This is a genomic window from Longilinea arvoryzae (assembly GCF_001050235.1).
In the GTDB taxonomy this organism is placed as follows: Bacteria; Chloroflexota; Anaerolineae; order Anaerolineales; family Anaerolineaceae; genus Longilinea; species Longilinea arvoryzae.
In genome coordinates, this window is record NZ_DF967972.1 from 441,938 (window position 1) to 459,356 (window position 17,419).

At 53.0% G+C, this 17,419-nt stretch carries 13 protein-coding genes; 1 reads left to right on the forward strand and 12 read right to left on the reverse strand.

Translation table 11 applies throughout. The annotated features are described in order from the left end of the window. Nucleotides 1–50 precede the first annotated feature (50 nt). The gene (locus tag LARV_RS02045) at nucleotides 51–503 is read left to right on the forward strand and encodes a GNAT family N-acetyltransferase (protein WP_075075074.1); all 453 of its coding nucleotides are present in this window, start codon (nucleotides 51–53) and stop codon (nucleotides 501–503) included. An 808-nt stretch (nucleotides 504–1,311) separates the two neighbouring features. Here LARV_RS02045 and LARV_RS02055 read toward each other — a convergent pair. From LARV_RS02055 to LARV_RS02110, 12 genes are all read right to left on the reverse strand, one after another. Further along, complete coding sequence (locus LARV_RS02055; protein WP_075072075.1) at nucleotides 1,312–2,226, reverse strand: sugar phosphate isomerase/epimerase family protein; 915 nt, start codon at nucleotides 2,224–2,226, stop codon at nucleotides 1,312–1,314. Between the two features lie 12 nt (nucleotides 2,227–2,238). Continuing rightward, nucleotides 2,239–3,279 carry a Gfo/Idh/MocA family protein gene (locus tag LARV_RS02060; RefSeq protein ID WP_075072076.1) on the reverse strand — a complete coding sequence of 347 codons (1,041 nt, stop codon included), beginning with the start codon at nucleotides 3,277–3,279 and terminating at the stop codon, nucleotides 2,239–2,241. A gap of 172 nt (nucleotides 3,280–3,451) precedes the next feature. Next, entirely contained in the window at nucleotides 3,452–4,504 is a 1,053-nt protein-coding gene (locus tag LARV_RS02065) for an ABC transporter permease (protein ID WP_075072077.1), read from the reverse strand. 19 nt (nucleotides 4,505–4,523) lie between these two features. Further along, on the reverse strand, nucleotides 4,524–6,011 hold the full coding sequence (locus tag LARV_RS02070; RefSeq protein WP_075072078.1) for a sugar ABC transporter ATP-binding protein: 1,488 nt from the start codon (nucleotides 6,009–6,011) through the stop codon (nucleotides 4,524–4,526). A gap of 108 nt (nucleotides 6,012–6,119) precedes the next feature. Continuing rightward, complete coding sequence (locus LARV_RS02075; RefSeq protein WP_075072079.1) at nucleotides 6,120–7,136, reverse strand: ABC transporter substrate-binding protein; 1,017 nt, start codon at nucleotides 7,134–7,136, stop codon at nucleotides 6,120–6,122. 67 nt (nucleotides 7,137–7,203) lie between these two features. Further along, nucleotides 7,204–8,217, reverse strand: a complete 1,014-nt coding sequence (locus LARV_RS02080) for a LacI family DNA-binding transcriptional regulator (protein WP_075072080.1) — start codon at nucleotides 8,215–8,217, stop codon at nucleotides 7,204–7,206. A 277-nt stretch (nucleotides 8,218–8,494) separates the two neighbouring features. Beyond that, entirely contained in the window at nucleotides 8,495–9,463 is a 969-nt protein-coding gene (locus LARV_RS02085) for a Gfo/Idh/MocA family protein (protein ID WP_075072081.1), read from the reverse strand. A gap of 156 nt (nucleotides 9,464–9,619) precedes the next feature. Further along, a complete protein-coding gene (locus LARV_RS02090; protein WP_075072082.1) occupies nucleotides 9,620–10,432 on the reverse strand; it encodes a sugar phosphate isomerase/epimerase family protein in 813 nt (270 codons plus the stop codon). A gap of 451 nt (nucleotides 10,433–10,883) precedes the next feature. Further along, a complete protein-coding gene (locus LARV_RS02095) occupies nucleotides 10,884–12,104 on the reverse strand; it encodes an ATP-binding protein (protein ID WP_075072083.1) in 1,221 nt (406 codons plus the stop codon). A 173-nt stretch (nucleotides 12,105–12,277) separates the two neighbouring features. Further along, nucleotides 12,278–13,114, reverse strand: coding sequence for a class I SAM-dependent methyltransferase (locus LARV_RS02100; RefSeq protein WP_083522262.1), 837 nt, complete (start codon nucleotides 13,112–13,114; stop codon nucleotides 12,278–12,280). Between the two features lie 91 nt (nucleotides 13,115–13,205). Then, nucleotides 13,206–16,799 carry a tetratricopeptide repeat protein gene (locus LARV_RS02105; protein WP_075072085.1) on the reverse strand — a complete coding sequence of 1,198 codons (3,594 nt, stop codon included), beginning with the start codon at nucleotides 16,797–16,799 and terminating at the stop codon, nucleotides 13,206–13,208. Nucleotides 16,800–17,026: 227 nt separating this feature from the next. Next, nucleotides 17,027–17,419: transposase (locus LARV_RS02110; RefSeq protein WP_172797759.1), on the reverse strand; the 393-nt coding region annotated here is incomplete at its 5' end.

Genomic DNA, 17,419 nt, shown 5'->3' on the forward strand with positions numbered 1-17,419 from the left:
TTCACATGCCGACATCCGAAATTCACAGCCCCGAGGGTCGAGTGCAAGGTATGAAGATCGTATCCGTGCGCGACAATCCCGAAATGAAGGATACCTTCATTGCTTATTTCCAGAAGATCTGGGCCAACGAGGCCAGCCGCAGGGTCTACGAAGACTGCATCGCGCACTGCATCGCCACGCCGGCGCCGCTGCCGCAGTGGTATTTGCTGATGGACGGCGAAACCATCGCCGGTTGCGCTGGGCTGATCACCAACGACTTCATCAGCCGGATGGATCTTTACCCGTGGGCCTGCGCGCTGTTCATCGAGGAAGCCTATCGCGGCCACGCCTACGGTTCGCTGCTGTTGGAGCGCGCCCGGACGGATGCCAGGCGGGCCGGGTTCACGAAGCTGTACCTGTGCAGCGATCATGTGGGCTATTACGAACGCTACGGATTCCGGAGGATCGGAGTGGGTTACCACCCGTGGGGTGAGAGTTCAGGAATTTTCGAAGCCGAACTGTAGGAGACTTCAGCCAGGGTGAGGATCCCGCCCAAGCCCGGCCGCAGCATGACCCTGATCGACCGCTGGGTCTTTACGCATCAAGAAAAATGAACCGCATAAAGCGTCCCATATGCCCTCTCCCTCCCAGGGAGAGGGAAAACGGCCGAGGTTGTAAGTTGCGTCAATCAGGGTGAGGGTCCCGCCCAAGCCCGGCCGCAGCTTATCTACAAATGCCCACCGGGTCTTCGAATTCCCCGCTGAGCCCTTACGCATTAATCAAATGACGCATCCCGCTATCCTTTATGCCCTCGCCCTCCCAGGGAGAGGGAAAACGGCCGAGGTTGTAAGTTGCGTCAATCGGGGTGAGGGTCTCGTCCAAGCCCGGGCGCAGCTTAACCTTGATCGACCGCTGGGCCCTTACGCATCAAGAAAATGAATCAGATAAAGCGTCCTTTATGCCCTCGCCCTATCAGGGAGAGGGAAAACGGCCGAGGTTGAAAGTTGCGTCAATCGGGGTGAGGGTCACGCCCAGGCCCGGCCGCAGTCCTGTCCCTGACCGCCCATGAGGTCTTCGAATTCCCCGCGGGGTCTTTACACATCAAGAAAATGAATCGGATAAAGCGGCCCTTGCGCCCTCTCCCTCCCAGGGAGAGGGAAAACGGCCGAGGTTGTAAGTTGCGTCAATCAGGGTGAGGGTCCCGCCCAGGCACGGATGGCTCTGTTTACCTCCTCCTCGTCCCATGCCTCCCCGTTAAACGCGGAGGATGCGGTCCTCCCCTCGACCGCACCCTCCAAACCCTGATGAACAGCAAATGCTGGCTGTCGGCTGTTAAATCACAAACTGCTGCAGGTACTTCTTCGAAATCCGCAGGCTGTCCAAAATCTTCTCTTTGCTGCCTTCGAAGGCGCGGTCCTCTACCTCGATGCAGGCGTAGCCGTCGTAGCCGATGTCGGTCAGCGCCGAAACGAACTTGCTCCAGTTCACGTCGCCCAGGCCGGGCAGTTTGGGGCTCATATAATCCAGCGGGTAGGCCATCGTACCGACCTCATTCAGACGGTCCGGGAAGAGTTTGATATCCTTGAAGTGAACGTGGAAGATCTTGTCCTTGAACTCATACAGCGGACGGGTGTAATCCATCATCTGCCACACGAAATGACTGGGGTCGAAGTTCAGCCCAAAGGAATCGCTGGGGATGAGCTCGAACATCTGGCGCCAGATGCGCGGGCTGGTGGCCAGGTTCTGCCCGCCGGGCCACTGCTCGCGCCCGAACAGCATGGGGCAGTTCTCGATGGCCACTTTGACGCCCCGCTGCTCGGCGAAGCGGATGATCGGCGGCCAGAGCGTTTTGAACAGATCCAGGTTCTCATCCACCGTCTTTGTCTGGTCGCGGCCGATAAAAGTCGTGACCCGGTTGACACCCAGTTTTCCACTGGCGGCGATGACCTTCATCAGGTGGTCGATGGCCGCCTGGCGTTTGGCCGGGTCGCCGTCCATGGGATTGGGGTAGAAGGCCAGCGCGGAGATCTCGACGCCTTTTTGTTTGCAATAAGCGAGGATGTGGGCGGCCTGATCATCGCTCAGGTTATCGACATCGATGTGGCTGACGCCGGCGTAACGCCGTTCGGCCTTGCCGCGCGGCCAGCAGGCCACTTCCACACACTGAAAGCCCATCCCGGCCGCCACATCGATCGTTTCTTCGAAATTCCAGCCATCCAGAATGGCACTGACGAAACCTAATTTCATAATTGTCCTCTCTCAGGCTTGCTGAACGGCCACGCTGTGGCCGGTCTGCGAAGATTCGATGCTGGCAAAGATCACGCGCATGGTCTTGAGGACCTCGGCGCCCGAGATCTCGGGCTCGTGATGGTTGACCAGGCAATCGATGAAGGCGTCGATGACCCCGGACTTGGTCTGCTGATCGTTGGTCTGGATTTTATCGATCTCGTACAGAATGGTATCGCCGGCGCGGGTGGTGACCTTGATGGAATAGGTCGGGTCATCGTACAGGCGCAGGATGCCCTGCGTGCCGTATATCACGGTGCTGTTGTCTTCGGCGCCGTAGAAGGTCCAACTGGCGGTCATGGTGCCGACCGCGCCGCCGCTCAGGCGGTAGATGCAGATGGCGTTATCGTCCACGCCGATCAGGCTGCCGCTGGCGTCGCGTTTATCCAGCGTCACCAGGCGGGCGGTGGTCTCCACCACGGTTTGGCCGGTGAGGAAATGAATCAGATCGGTCTTGTGAATGCCCAGGTCGGCCATGGCGCCCATGGCGGCCTTGTTCTTGTCGAAGAACCACACATTCTTTCCCGGGTCGACGCTCCAGGTCTCGGGGCCGCTGTGGCCGAAGGTGGTGCGGAAGGAGACGATGTCGCCGATCAGCCCGCCGGCGATCAGTTCGCGGGCTTTGACATGCGCCTTCGCCAGGCGCTGGTTGTGCCCCAGCATCAGGTAGCGGCCGGTCTCCCGGGCAGCCTGAACCATGGCTTCGCAATCGGGCAGCGTGGTGGCCATGGGTTTTTCGCACAGCACATGCTTGCAGGCCTTCAGCGCGGCAATGCTGATCTCGGCGTGCGAGGTGTTGGCCGTGCACACGCTGACGGCATCGATATCCCTGACGGCCAGCAGTTCGTCCACCGAGGGGTAGGCTTTGCCGCCGTATTTTTTCGCCAGTTCCGCGGCGCGCGCCGGATTGAGGTCGTAATAGGCCGCGAGCTGCGCGTTGGGGTTGGCGGCGTACTCCGGGATATGCCGCACCTGGGCGATCTTTCCACATCCGATAATGCCAATTTTGATCATGACTCACACACCTCCGAAGAAGAAAAACCACAGAGCCACAGAGCCACAGAGTTCACAGAGACCTCAGAGTTTTTAAAAAAGAGTAAGACAAAGAGAAATCAGTAAGAAGAGGGCTAATGGCTAAAAGCTAACAGCTAATAGCTTTTTCTCTGTGTCTCCGTGGTGAATACTCTTACGAATTGCTTTCTTTCTTTTGCAGCAGCACGGCGCCGATGACGATGACACCCTTGAAGGCCTCACGCAGGAAGGGCGGGACGCCCAGCAGGTTGAGCAGGTTGTTCATCACCGCGATGATCAACGCGCCCAACACCGTGCCAACGATGGAACCCTTGCCGCCCATCATGCTGGTGCCGCCGACGATGACCGCCGAGATGGCGTCCATTTCATAGCCGCTGCCGGCGTTGGCATAATCCATCGAACCGATCCGCGAAACCTGAATCACCGCCGCGATGCTGACCAGCAGGCCCATCAGGGCGTAGATACGGCGCTTGATGGCATTGACGTTGACGCCCGACAGTTTGGTGGCGCGCTCGTTGGAGCCGACCGCGATCACCTGGCGCCCAAAGGTGGTGCGCGTAAAGACGATATACAGCGCCACGGCCAACACGGCCCAGTAGATGATGGGCATGAGCAACTGCCCGCCGATCTGGAAGGAAGCGATGTTCAAAAAACTCTTGGGCACAGCCGGGGTGTAGCCCTGCATGAAGTGTTGGGTAACGCTGCGGAAGATCTTCATGGTGCCCAGCGTGGCGATGAACGGCGGCAGTTTGCCGTTGGTGACCAGGACGCCGGTAAATCCGCCCAGCAGCGTACCCAGCGCCATTCCCAGCAGGATGGCGATGATGAAAGCCGGCACACCGGTGATGCCCCAGCCGGCCAGGATGCCCATGGGACCGCTGTCGATCAGCATCATCACCACCGCGCCGATGGCCACCAGCGTGGAGCCTACGGCCAGGTCGATGCCGCCGGAGATGATGACGAAGGTCATGCCCAGCGAAATGATGCCGATGCCGGCGTTATTGCGCAAAATGTTGATCCAGTTTTGCAGCCAGGTGGTGAACCATGCGCCAACGGAGTCGAAATGAAAGCCCAACGCCAGGGTCTGTAAGACGATCATCACGATCAGCGCGATGCCGGTGCTGAAGAGTGGGCGGGACATCCACATGGTCCCGAACCAGGAGAAGAAATTCTGGTTGTTCTTTTTCCGTGCAACAGTTGCATTCATACTTGGTCTCTTCCCTCGCTCAATTTAAAGATGCGCCTGTGGCCAAACGCATGATATCGTGTTCGTTCATGGCCTCGCCGGTCACTTCACCCTGCAGCGCGCCGTGATACATGACCAGCGCCCGGTCGCACACACGGATGATCTCCTGCGCTTCGCTGGACAGCACCAGAACCGCCACCCCACTGTCCGCCAGGTTCAGAATAATGTCATAGATCTCTTCCTTGGCGCCCACATCCACGCCCTGGGTCGGATTATCCAATATCAACAGCCTGGGCTGCGTGGCGAGCCACTTGGCCAGCACCACTTTTTGCTGGTTGCCGCCCGACAGGCTGGTAATCAAGTCCGTTTTGCGTTCCAATTTGATTTGCAGGCTCTTGACCTGGGTGTCAAACACCTGGTTCTGCAGTTTGCGGTTGATGAACCCGAACCTCGCAATCCGCGGCCAGGTGACGATGGAGCCATTTTCCAAAATATTCATATCTTTGATAATGCCGTTTTCCTTGCGGTTGCGGGGCAAATAACCGATCCCCAGCTCCACCGCCTGGGTGGTACTGTGCACCTTGACCGGCTGGCCCTCGAAAAAGACCTGGCCGGTGTACTCGCTGCCGGCGCCGATGATGGCCTGAAACAGTTCGCTGCGGCCGTCACCCAGCAGCCCGGTGACGCCCAGCACCTCGCCGGCGCGCACCGAGAATGAGATATCCCTGAAACTGCTGCTGTCCGTCAGGTGATCCACCCGTAAGACTTCGTGAGCCGTGTCGTGCCGGCGCTGCAGCTTCATGGTGCGAATGTCGTGTCCAACCATGAAACGCGCCAGGTCGTCGGTGTTCACATCCGCGACGTTCCCCTCGGCCACCAGCCTGCCGTCGCGCAGGATGAAGTAGCGGTCGCAGATTTGCATCACTTCTTTTAATTTATGAGAGATGAAGACAATACCCACGCCCTGATCCCGGAGCATGCGCATCATATCGAAAACGCGCTCGATTTCAGGCCCGGTCAGCGAAGAGGTGGGCTCGTCCATGATGATGAGCGAAGCGTTCATCATCAAGGCGCGCGAGATTTCAACGATCTGTTTGTACGAAGCATCCAGGTCGCGCACCATCGACCTGGGGTTGAGGTCCAGATTCATGCGGTCGAACACGGCCTGGGTCTCCCGGATCATGCGGTCCGCGTCCAGCAGGCCGTTTTTGCGTTTCAGCTCGCGCCCGATGAACATGTTTTCGTAAACCGCCAGGTCGTTGATCAAATTCAATTCCTGATGGATAAAACCAATGCCAGCACCAAGCGACTCGGCCGGATTGTGAAAAGTGACTGGCTTCCCATCGATGTCGATCTCACCCGCGTCGGCCGGAAGGACGCCGCCCAGGATGTTCATCAGGGTGGATTTACCAGCCCCATTTTCTCCCAGCAGGGCGCAAATTTCGCCGCCCTTCAGCGAAAAATGAACGTCCTTGAGGACTTCATTCGCGCCGAACGCTTTGTAGATGCCGTGCATATCAAGGATCATAAAGACCTGCCCGTTCTAGGATTACTACTATTATTTCTTAAGAAAGAGGCTATGGCAATGCCATAGCCTCTTCGCTTGCCAATGACTTCTGTAGAGAAGACCGAAATCCTAGTACGGAGAATTCGCGTCCAGGTATTCGGTGTAATTGTCGCGATCCACCAGGGTGGTGGGGATGATCTTGACGGGGTCGACCTTCTCACCCTTGAGGATGGAGAGGGCCATATCGACGGCGTCCTTGACCATGGCCGGGCTGTACAGCGCGGACTCGATCCAGATATTCTGGTTCTCGGGCATCATCTTGAAGTATTCCTGCATACCGCCGCCACCGGTCACGACCTTGATGTCGGTGCGGTTGGCTTCCTTGATCGCCTGGAGAACGCCGATGGAGGTTTCGTCATCCATCGAGTAAACGGCATCGATCTGCGGATTCTTGGTCAGGATGTCGGCGAAATCCTTGAGGCCATCTTCGCGGGTGAACTTGGTGGCGTAGGTGAGGATGTTCATATCCGGGGCGATGTCGGCCATGGTCTCGACGAAGCCGGCCTTGCGCAGCTCGGAGACGGAACCGGAGGTCGGGACTTCGAGCATCACAACGGTGCCGGTCTTGCCGATTTTATCGACGATGTACTTGGCGCCCTGAATGCCCATGTCCTTATTGTCGCCGGAAACGCGGTAGACGCCGGTGGCATTGATTTCGATATCGAAATTGACAACCGTGACACCCTTATCGATGGCGGCCTGGATCGGAACTTCCATGCCTTCCCACTGCGGGAAAGCAACGATCGCCTGGGCACCCCAGGTCAGCAGATCGTCAAGCTGGGTGGTCATTTCTTCCGCATTGCTGCTGGTGTACAGTTTGTATTCGATCTGATCGGAGAGTTCCTTGCAGCGGGCTTCGGCGTTGTAAGCAACGGCGGCGACCCAACCGTGGGTGACGGCCGGGGCCAGGATACCCACCTTGTAGAGGGTGGTTGGGGCGGCTTCGGTCGCGGCAGGCGCTTCCGTCGCGGGCGCAGCGGCTTCCGTCGCGGGTGCGGCCGTCGGAGTGGCAGTGCTTGCACAGCCGGTCAGTGCAAAGCTGGCCATAATTACAAGGGCCATCAATACAGTTACGAACTTCTTCATGACCTTTTCTCCTTCTGAAATTTTCCTTGCTCTTGGGTATCCGCCGGTTTCCCGGTGAAGCCGACGGTTATTCCAACTCAGCGGGTGGGGAAGTGGATTCCCGGACGATCAAGCGGTGTTCCAAAATCGACTGGCGCGGAACCTGTTTTTCCTGCATCATCAAGGCGTAAAGCAGGCGCGCGGACTCTTTGCCCATTTCATAGCAGGGTTGGGCCACGGTGGTGATGTAAGGGTGGAACATGGTGGTGTGCTCCACATCGTCGAAGCCGATGACAGTCACATCCTGCGGGACGCGCAGCCCCATTTCTTTGACCGCCGTGATGGCGCCCAGGGCCAGGGTATCGGAAATACAGAAGATGGCGGTCGGGCGCGGCTCGACGGCGAGCAATTCTCTGGCTTTGGCTTTGCCGCTTTTAAAGGAGTAATCGCGGGACGCGTAGATGATATAGTCGTCGCGCGAGGTCAAACCGTGTTCCGCGAGCGCATCCCGATAGCCTTTCAAGCGCAGGCTGGTGGAAATGTAGTCGTTTTCGCTGCTGATGTGGGCGATGCGCCGGTGGCCCAGCCCGATCAGGTATTCCATGATGTCGCGGGTGGCCCGGTAGTTGTCGATGGAGACGTGCGGGATGTCCACGTCCGGGCCGTACTCGCTGCACTGCACCAGTGGGTATTCGTCCGCATATTCCAGCAGCCAGGCGCAGTTCATGTCGCTGGCCATCAGGATGGCGCCGTCGGCGCGATGTTTCTTCAACATCTCCAGGCCTTCACGTACACGGGCCGGATCATCGGCGGTGTTGAAGATCAGCGCCGAGTAACCCAGTTCAGCGGCGGCGTCGCCGATGCCCGAAAGGATGTGGGCGTAATAGGGGTTGGTGATGTTCGGGGAGAGGATCAGGATGACCCGGCTCTCGTTCTTGCGCAGGTTGCGGGCCAGCAGGTTGGGCTCGTAGGAGAGCTTTTCGATCGCGGCGTACACGCGGGCTGCCGTCTCCGGGCTGACGACGCCCAGATTGTTGAGCAGCCGCGAAACCGTTGCGACCGATACACCCGCTTCACGTGCGACATCCGCCATGGTGGCCATGAACTGCTCCGAAACCCAGAAAATAAACCGAAAAACCGGGAAAAAAGATACAGTATTCCCATGTAATCGATTACTGTAATCGATTACATTCGAACTTGTCCTTATCGTAGCACAACCCGCGGGCGATGTCAATCACGCGATTCGTCATATTAAATGGACGTGATTCGTCATTCCTTGCTTTGCCCCGGGTCTTCCCCGGACGGAAAAAATGCCCGCCGCTGGCAGGCATTTCACTTTTCGGTATGACCTTGGAACGGTCGGCGGGCGCTTCGGTTATTCAGCCCGCCATCTCTTCCAGCAGCCCCACCACCGTCAAAATCTGCTCCCGTCCCACCCGTTCGGACGGCGCGCCACGCTTCACGCAGTCCATGAAGTGCGCCAGCTCGCGGTAGAACATGCCGGTCGGCGGCAGGTTGATACCGGTCGGAATCTGGATCTCATCCGTGGTGTCGAACACGCGCGGCTCGTGATCCAGCGGATAGGCCACCAGGCGCGCCCCATCGTTGACGACCACCGCGTTTTCGAAATACACCCGCCAGCGCGCGGTGAACGGGAAATCGGCGTTGAACCAGGCCGCTTCGGCAGCCACGTTCAAATCCTTGTAGGCATATAGGAAGCGGTAATGCTCTTGATAGGTCTTCCCGGCGCCGCCGCAACTGGTGAAGCTGTAATGCTCGGGCCGGCCGAACAGGCTGACGATGACATCCAGATCGTGGATGTGCAGGTCGAAAGGCAGCAGGCCGCTCTTCGAGCGGTCGAACAGCCAGCCGTTCTGCACCCAGCGCGGGCAGGCTGAGAGCCGCTCGAAAAATGCGTCCAGGGGTTTGCCGTACTCGCCGCTCTGCACCAGGCCGCGCAGGGTCTCGATCTCCCTGGTGAACTGCAGGACCTGGGCGACGAGGAGCAGTTTGCCCTGCTTCCCGGCCAGGTCGAACATGGCTTCGGCGTCCTTTTTGTGCAGGGCGACCGGTTTTTCGGTGATGGCGTGCATGCCCAGCGACAACGCCTCCATCACGTGGTCCTTATGCAAAAAAGTAGGCGAGCACACGTCCACCACATCCACCCCCTCGGCGCGCGCCATGGATTGGATGTCGGCGTAGAGCGGCAGGCCCCACTCCGCAGCGCAAGCCTTGCTCTGTTCGGTGATGCCCACCAGCGCCGCGACCTTGCAGCCGTCGATGTGTGCGTAATTGTTGTAATGCACTGTGCCCATGCCGCCCGTGCCGACGATGGCGATTCGAATCATGTTTCAACCCTCCGCTGAATTGGCAAAAAGACCCCGAAAAATAACGAAGCCCACGAAACCAGAAAAGAAGCGAAAAGTTCTCTACCGGTTGGTCAAAAACTCTTTTGAATCTTCTTTTTCGTGTATTTCGTGCCCTTCGTGGTCAACCTTCCCGGGTCAAATATTCAAACCCAGATCCTTCAAATAATCGTACGAATCGCGCACGGCCTGGTTCACCTCGGCCAGATCCTTCGAGCCCGCGCTGGTGAACTCGATCTCGATGCTCAGCGGGCAATCGTTGCCGGCCTCATCCAGCAGCCCCAGGATGGCCGGAAAATCGATCTCACCCTTGCCCAGCGCCGGGAAGTTCCACTCGCCCTTGCCGCCGATCTTGTCCTTGATGTGCATGTACCCGACTTTATCCACGCAGCGCGGCAGGTCGGCCAGCGGATTCACGCCCGCGAAGTAAATAACGTTGGCGGTATCGTAGTTGACCCACACCCGCCTCGAACCGACCAACTCGACGATCTCCTTGATGATTTGGCCGGTGGCGTGCTCGCCGTGGTTTTCCAGCACCAGGTCGAGATCGTATTCCTCGAGATAGGGTAGCAGGTTCTGGATGTGGCGGGCCACCTCTTCGTTAGTCGCCACGGCCTGGTCTTTCAGGTGGGCTTCGCCGATCGATGAAACGATGGTATCGCAGCCGAAGAAGTTGGCCAGGCGCATATTGTTGATGAAGTCGCCGATCCGTTCCGTGTCCATCAAGTTGGTGTGCCCGCTCATCGAGAACGCCACCAGCCCGGCGTCGTCCAGCCGGTCCTTGACCGAGTTCAGGTCGTTGAAGCTCATGGTCGGAAAGACGTGCTCAGTCCAGCCCTTGGTGGCGGTCAATTCGATGAAATGAAAACCGGCAGTGCGGATGCCATCGATGGCTTCCTCGATGGAATAGCCGTGGTAGCAGTTGGAATTAACGGCAACGATACGGTTCATGATTGGAGTTCCTTTTTGAAGTCCCATCGAGAAAAAGCGGTTCTCGGATAGTCGTTTGGCAAAGTATATCACTGAGCAGGCAAAGCGCATTTCTGAATGTGCTTGACATAACGGTTGAATTGCAAAAGAAATGGACCGCGAAACACACGAAGTACACGAAAGAAGGAAGAAGAATCTCTACAAGGTTATATACTGCCCTATTCAGTCTTCTTTTCGTGAATTTCGTGCCTTTCGGGGTAAAAAATCTTGGGCGGTATTCAACGCGATGAGTAGTATGCACCGACGAAGGCGCGCGGTCGAAGATCGGCGCGAGTAGAATGATTAGCGGCGAGACGGAGAAATCTACCCTGAAATTCCGTCATCGGATGACGGAATTTCATGATATTCTCGGCAAGAAACTCAAGGTCTGTGGCGCGCACGGTCGGAAACCGGCGCGAGCAGAATTTTCCCGTTACAGGCGGCTCACAGGCAAGGCAGTCACGCCCTCGCCCATGGGCAATACAACATTACCTGGGTGAATAACAAATCCCGGTAAAGCCCTACCCTTTAAATCGTTCAGTAAAGAATGCAATTCCACCGCCATTTCCGGGCGGGGCGTCTGGGATAATTTAACCTCGATGGGTACCAGGCCTGCCTGAGTATCGATAATGATATCTACTTCCGAACCGGCTGCGGTACGCCAGAAATACATGGCAGGCTCTTCGCCACGATGGAGATAAGTCTTATACAAATCGGAAACCACCCAATTTTCGAATATTGCTCCGCCCATGGGACCTGCAACAGCATGATTCACATCCCGCAACCCTACCAGGTAACACAACAGGCCTGTATCCATAAAATACACTTTGGGAGATTTGATCAGGCGCTTGCCGATATTCGCATAATATGGACGCAGGATAAACACCAAAAAACTGGCTTCCAGAATGGAAATCCAACTCTTAGCCGTATTGACAGCTATACCAACATCCCGCGCAAGGTCACTCAAGTTCAGGATTTGCGTACTGCGGGCAGCCAGTGCGCGTAAGAAAAGTTGAAATTGGGTCAGGTCGCCCAGATTTCGTAAGTTCCTGACATCCCGTTCCAGATAGGTTTGAATGTAATCGGCCTGCCAGAGGTGAGCATCCCGCTCCGGATTTGCAGCCAATTCGGGATAAGAACCACGCAGGATTTGCCACCATAGATCTGCGGGAGATTGCAACGGCATTCCGGGAGCAGCCGCGCCCTCCCATGGGAAGCTCAAACCGGGCGCGCCGGTTATTTCACGCCGGGTTAACGGCATCAATTTGAGAATCGCTGCACGGCCCGCCAGACTCTTGCTGACCTGCGACATCAATAACAGATTTTGCGAGCCGGTCAGGATGTATTGCCCTGGCTGACTGCGCCTCGAGTCGATGGCCTCTTTAATATACGGCAGCAAAATCGGAGCATATTGAATTTCATCGAAAATGACCGGCGCGGGAAATTGATGGAGAAAACCCCGTGGATCCGATTGCGCAGCCAGACGCACATCGGGTGGCTCGAGTGAAACAATCGAGTATTTTCCGCCAAAAAGGTGACTCAGAAGTGTGGTCTTGCCGGATTGTCGTGGCCCGACCAGTACGACCGCCGGAAATTCGCCAGCGGCCTTTAATAAAACCGGTTCAAGACTGCGCGGGATGAATTCGATTGACATGAGCAACCTCGTGCTATTTTGCAATTGTACTGCAAATTTGCACGTTTACAATATTTAGAAAGGCCAATTTTTGAATAGCTCCATCCGACTGGGTTAAAAAATAAAAAGCAGAGACTCATCTTCCTGGTGAGAGGGGAAAGAGCCCCACGTGCATAAAACGGCGGCCCGCAGATCTAGGCAGCGGGTTTTCGCCCGACGTACAGCAAATGCCGCGAGGCGGCCAAAATGGACGGTTCGGTGCTCACCGCGTAGAGTAAATCCAGCCAGCACCGGCGGCGTTCGCCCTCCAGGCGGTTGTAGCTCTCGTCATCGGCGGAGATGGCCGGTTCGCTGCCCGCCAGGGCCAGCGTTTCGAAGCCGGCGCTCTCATGCAGCGGCGTGATCTCCTCGCTGCGCGCAAAATAGCCGCGGAACCCACTCCTTGAGGCGTCGTCTGGGCGGTGCCCGACCTCGAGCAGCGCGTGCACCTCGCGCGGGTCGTCGATCCATTCGGGCAGGTCCTTCATCAGGTCGCCCAAGATACCCAGGCGGCTGATGAAAGCCGAGACCAGCAGTCCGCCCGGCTTCAGCCGGTCGTACACCTGCCGCAAGGCAATCCGGCGGTCGCTCTCCAGGATCAGGTGATAGAGCGGCCCCATCAGCAGGGCGGCGTCGAAATCCGTCCCCGGCACGGCCGAGAGGTCGCGCGCGTCGGCCAGCGCGAAGGTCACCCGCGCCGCCAGGCCGGCCCGTTCGAGATTCTGGCGGCAGGCGTCCAGCAGGTCCGCCGACAGGTCGACCGCGGTGACGGCGTAGCCGCGCCGGGTCAGTTCGAGCGTGTAGCGGCCGGTGGCGGCGCCGACCTCCAGGATGGAGCCCTGCGCGGGCAGGTAGCGTTCCAGGTAGCGCCAGGTCAGCTCGTACTCGAGCTGGTGGCGCTCGAGGCGGGTGTGCTCCCGGGTTGGGTCGCTGCTGTAATAAGCGGCGATATCGCTGACGTCGTCGGACATGTTAGCCTCCAAAGGTACCATTTTCTACTCGAGTAAAGCATACTTCTAAATGCGATAACAAACCAAAAGGATGAATTTCTGATAGTGCCCAAAAATACTTGGAAGAGAAGACCTAAGTCAAGTCTGTAGAAGGAGAAAATTCTGTAATAATAGATTGGAAGGTTTTATTATTACGAAGGAATTCAAAACGAGAATCAGATTGGCATGAATCAAGGAGAGTTGTATCTAGACTAATAGCTTTTCTCAGCCAACTACATGTTTCATTAGGTTTTAAAATTAATGCATAACCGATAGAAATGATATAAGCAATTTCCCCTACATTACCCATCAATTTTTCTGCCTGAATAAAGGCATTTTTGGCTGCCCGAAATTGACTTTTTGCTAAATAGACACGTCCCACCCAAACAAAATTTGTAGCCTCCTTTGGTTGTAATTCGGTTGCTTTACTGAAATCTTCTTGCGCAGCATGATAATTCTGTAATTCATAATAAGAACGCCCACGCCAAAAATACAAATTTCCGTCTTCTGGTTGGAATTTTATGGCAGTAGAAAAATCTTCTACCGCGATCGAATATTTTTGCAACTCAAAATATGAAATTCCACGCCAGGAATAATTTTTTCCAACCTCTGGTTGGAGCTTAATTGTCCACGAAAAATCCTCCAATGCTGCAAAATAATTCTTTAATTCATAATAAGAACGCCCACGCCAAAAATACAAATTTCTGTCTTCTGGTTGGAATTTTATGGCAGTAGAAAAATCTTCTACCGCGATCGAATAATTTTGCAACTCAAAATATGAAATTCCACGCCAAAAATAATTTTCACTATCTTCCGGCTCCAGTTCAATTGATTTTGAAAAATCATCCAAAGCTGCAAAATAATTCTTTAATTCATAATAAGAACGCCCACGCCAAAAATACAAATTTCCGTCTTCTGATTGGAATTTTATGGCAGTAGAAAAATCTTCTACCGCGATCGAATAATTTTGCAACTCAAAATATGAAATTCCACGCCAAAAATAATTTTCACTATCTTCCGGCTCCAGTTCAATTGATTTTGAAAAATCATCCAAAGCTGCAAAATAATTCTTTAATTCATAATAAGAACGCCCACGCCAAAAATACAAATTTCCGTCTTCTGATTGGAATTTTATGGCAGTAGAAAAATCTTCTACCGCGATCGAATAATTTTGCAACTCAAAATATGAAATTCCACGCCAAAAATAATTTTCACTATCTTCCGGCTCCAGTTCAATTGATTTTGAAAAATCATCCAAAGCTGCAAAATAGTTCTTTAATTCATAATGAGTATGCCCACGCCAAAAATAAGTTTTTCCACTTTCTGCTTTCATTTCGAGCACTTTATTAAAATCATCCAATGCTGCAGAATTATTATGAATAAAATGATAAGTTAATCCACGGCAAAAATAATGACGTTCATCATCCGGTTCTAATGTTATGGCTTGAGCAAAATCAGCTAGAGCATCATCTACACAATTAAGATTGACTCTAACGTGAGCACGTTCATGGTAATTCTCCCCTTCCAGGGGATCTAGTTCAATTGCTTTAGTAAAATCTGCTAATGCAGCTGGATAATTTTGCATATCTTCATAAGTATATCCACGTTGGTGATAAATAATACTATTATTGGGTTGAAATACAATCATTTGAGCGAAATCGTTCAATGCGGCAGTGTAATTTTGTTGTCCGTGATAAACACAAGCGCGACAAAGTACACATTTGGGGTCTAGTTCCGCAGCCCGTGTTAATGCAAGCATACCTTTTTGGGTAGATAATGAATTAATTGTAAAGGGATAAGAGATTCCAATGCCAATTTGCCGATAGATCTCGGCTAATATTTGGCGCAAACTGATATCAACCGGTAAAGATGTATCTATTTCATAACAAGATTTAAGAGCTGATTCCCATTCCTTTTGCCGTGCAAAACAAAGGGCACGTTGTAGATTTACAAGCGCATTATGTTCAGAAGAAAGTAATTGTCCATACTCATGCCTGAAAGCTTCAAGGGCAGATAGGGCATCCAAAGGTTCCGTTGCAGCTGTTTTAGCAAGAAGATCAATAATATGATTCGTGCGGGAGTGCCACCAATCTTGTTTGTCGCGAAATTCTTGAATCAACTTAAGTAAAATTTTTGCAAATTCAGGCTCAAATATTTGTACTTCTAATATTCGCTCAACGAGAAAGCGTAAAGCAGCTGATTCATCACTCCAAGCAAGTGCATTAAGCGTATCAAGGGTTACCATACACCAACGCTGTTCTGCTAGGCGATCAGCAATTGTTTGTAATTGTGCTGTCTCGAATTCCCAACATTGTAAAAAATGGCAAGAGGCTAATGCACCGATAAACGAAGCAGTTTCGCGATCGTCGGAACGCAGGTGCGTACGAAGAAATTCTTGGACGATATCATGGAGAGAATAATCAGATTGAATAAACCCATAACGAGATTGTAGGGTAATAATGATATCATGAGGTGACACATTCTCGGGTAATTGCCATATAGCACGTAAAGCTGCATCATCACGAGTACGGAGAATAGCTAATGTACAAATTCTTTGTTTGTCATCTGAGTCATAAAGACAGTATCGTAAGAATCGGTTGACAACTAACTGCGTGATTTTTGATAAATCAATTTCAGTAGGATCAGGTGGAAAATCTTTCTTGACATGCACAATACCAAGTTTATCAAGAGCTTTAGCAAGGAGAAGTACTGCAAATGGTACACCTCGAGTCGTTTGTTGAAAATAGGCAATCATTTCTTTTGAACAAGGCAACTTCCATTCTCGTAAGAAATCTTTAATTTCTGGCGCGGAAAATTGGGTTATATCCCATACAACAGGTGGAGGATCAACAAGGCGATCGGCATAACCTGAAATATAGCGACCTTCAACTTCGCGAGCATGGTATTGATTATGACGACCACTAACAATAAAGAAAAGCCCAGTTGCGTTTTCTACCGCTGGGCAGATTAGAATGTCGCGAAGAGATTCTTCAAGAGTAATTGATAGTGTTTCGCTTGTATCCAACGCTACGACAATACCTGTTTGATGTGCAATAATATGAAGTGCTTGGATAAGTGCGTGAGCAAGTTGAGTATCTGGTTTTTTATATAGTTGAGCTTCGGCGATATTAAGTTTTTTCTTCGCTACCATCATATCTATCAATCTAGCAAGGAGGCGGGGGCCATAATCGAGAGCTGCTGTAGCTGCTATACCAAGCGCTTTTATTTCCAATGTTGGAAGCTGCATAGCGATAGTTTGTGAACTTTCAATAATTCTTTGCCATATTTCAGGATTATCAGCTCGATATCGTTCAATACGCTCACCAATCGATAATAACTGCCTATGAACTTCAAGATATGACTGAATTGCTTTCTGTCCTCCTTCAATGGTAAGTAATTTATCGGCCAATGTATTTAGAATATCTACAAATTCATTTGGACGATCATTAATGCGATCCCAATCGATATATATTTTTTGCCAACCAGCTTCATCAGAAATCTCCAAGAGTTGTCTAGAGAGTTCGGTTTTACCAATGCCCCCAATTCCATGAAGTAGGAAAACTCGAGCCTTGATTAGCCGAGGTGAGACGTAGTCTGGATTACTAGAAAAAGGATGATATAAATATTGCTTAAATTGCTCGAGTTCGGTTCGACGACCAACGAAGGTGTTATCTTCTGAAATTGTCATTTTTCCCTCCTCAAACATTGTGAACAAAAAACCTTTAGCGAAAGACTTGATCAAGTCAATTCTTGAATTAGGCATTGATCAGTAGGTATATATTTATTAAGAAGATAACTTAGGGTGATTAATAATATTCACATAAATAAAATATTCATCAATGATCAATGATTGAGCAAGTCTTTTTCTGTAAAATCGATCAGGTTATTCCAAAGTAAAGGTTCAATCGAGTAAAACTACCTTGCTTCCAGGTTGAGGTAAAGCCTGCCGACTTCCCATTCATCGCTGGTCTCCATCAGGATGGCACTTACCAACCGCAAACAGGCTCCTTCGTTTGGGAAAATGCTTACCACCCGGGTTCGTCGTTTGATTTCACGATTGAGCCGTTCCAGCCCATTGGTGGTGCGAATCAAACGCTGGTGAGCGGCCGGGAAAGAGAAAATCGTCAATCCTTCTGGTATGTTGTTCTCCATCCAGTCTGCCAGCTTCGAGGCAGTCTTCTGGTACTTGGTGATTGCTTCCCTGAGAAATTCCTCCGCTTTGGAGCGATTTGGGGCGTTGAAGATATTCCGAATATCAGCCGCGACCTCTGCTTGCATGTCTTTACGCGGCACATAAGCCTGGGCGTT

Coding starts and splice junctions, on each gene's coding strand:
- LARV_RS02045 (WP_075075074.1), top strand. CDS start 51: ATGAAGATCGTATCCGTGCGCGACAATCCCGAAATGAAGGATACCTTC.
- LARV_RS02055 (WP_075072075.1), bottom strand. CDS start 2,226: ATGAAATTAGGTTTCGTCAGTGCCATTCTGGATGGCTGGAATTTCGAA.
- LARV_RS02060 (WP_075072076.1), bottom strand. CDS start 3,279: ATGATCAAAATTGGCATTATCGGATGTGGAAAGATCGCCCAGGTGCGG.
- LARV_RS02065 (WP_075072077.1), bottom strand. CDS start 4,504: ATGAATGCAACTGTTGCACGGAAAAAGAACAACCAGAATTTCTTCTCC.
- LARV_RS02070 (WP_075072078.1), bottom strand. CDS start 6,011: ATGATCCTTGATATGCACGGCATCTACAAAGCGTTCGGCGCGAATGAA.
- LARV_RS02075 (WP_075072079.1), bottom strand. CDS start 7,136: ATGAAGAAGTTCGTAACTGTATTGATGGCCCTTGTAATTATGGCCAGC.
- LARV_RS02080 (WP_075072080.1), bottom strand. CDS start 8,217: ATGGCCACCATGGCGGATGTCGCACGTGAAGCGGGTGTATCGGTCGCA.
- LARV_RS02085 (WP_075072081.1), bottom strand. CDS start 9,463: ATGATTCGAATCGCCATCGTCGGCACGGGCGGCATGGGCACAGTGCAT.
- LARV_RS02090 (WP_075072082.1), bottom strand. CDS start 10,432: ATGAACCGTATCGTTGCCGTTAATTCCAACTGCTACCACGGCTATTCC.
- LARV_RS02095 (WP_075072083.1), bottom strand. CDS start 12,104: ATGTCAATCGAATTCATCCCGCGCAGTCTTGAACCGGTTTTATTAAAG.
- LARV_RS02100 (WP_083522262.1), bottom strand. CDS start 13,114: ATGGTACCTTTGGAGGCTAACATGTCCGACGACGTCAGCGATATCGCC.
- LARV_RS02105 (WP_075072085.1), bottom strand. CDS start 16,799: ATGACAATTTCAGAAGATAACACCTTCGTTGGTCGTCGAACCGAACTC.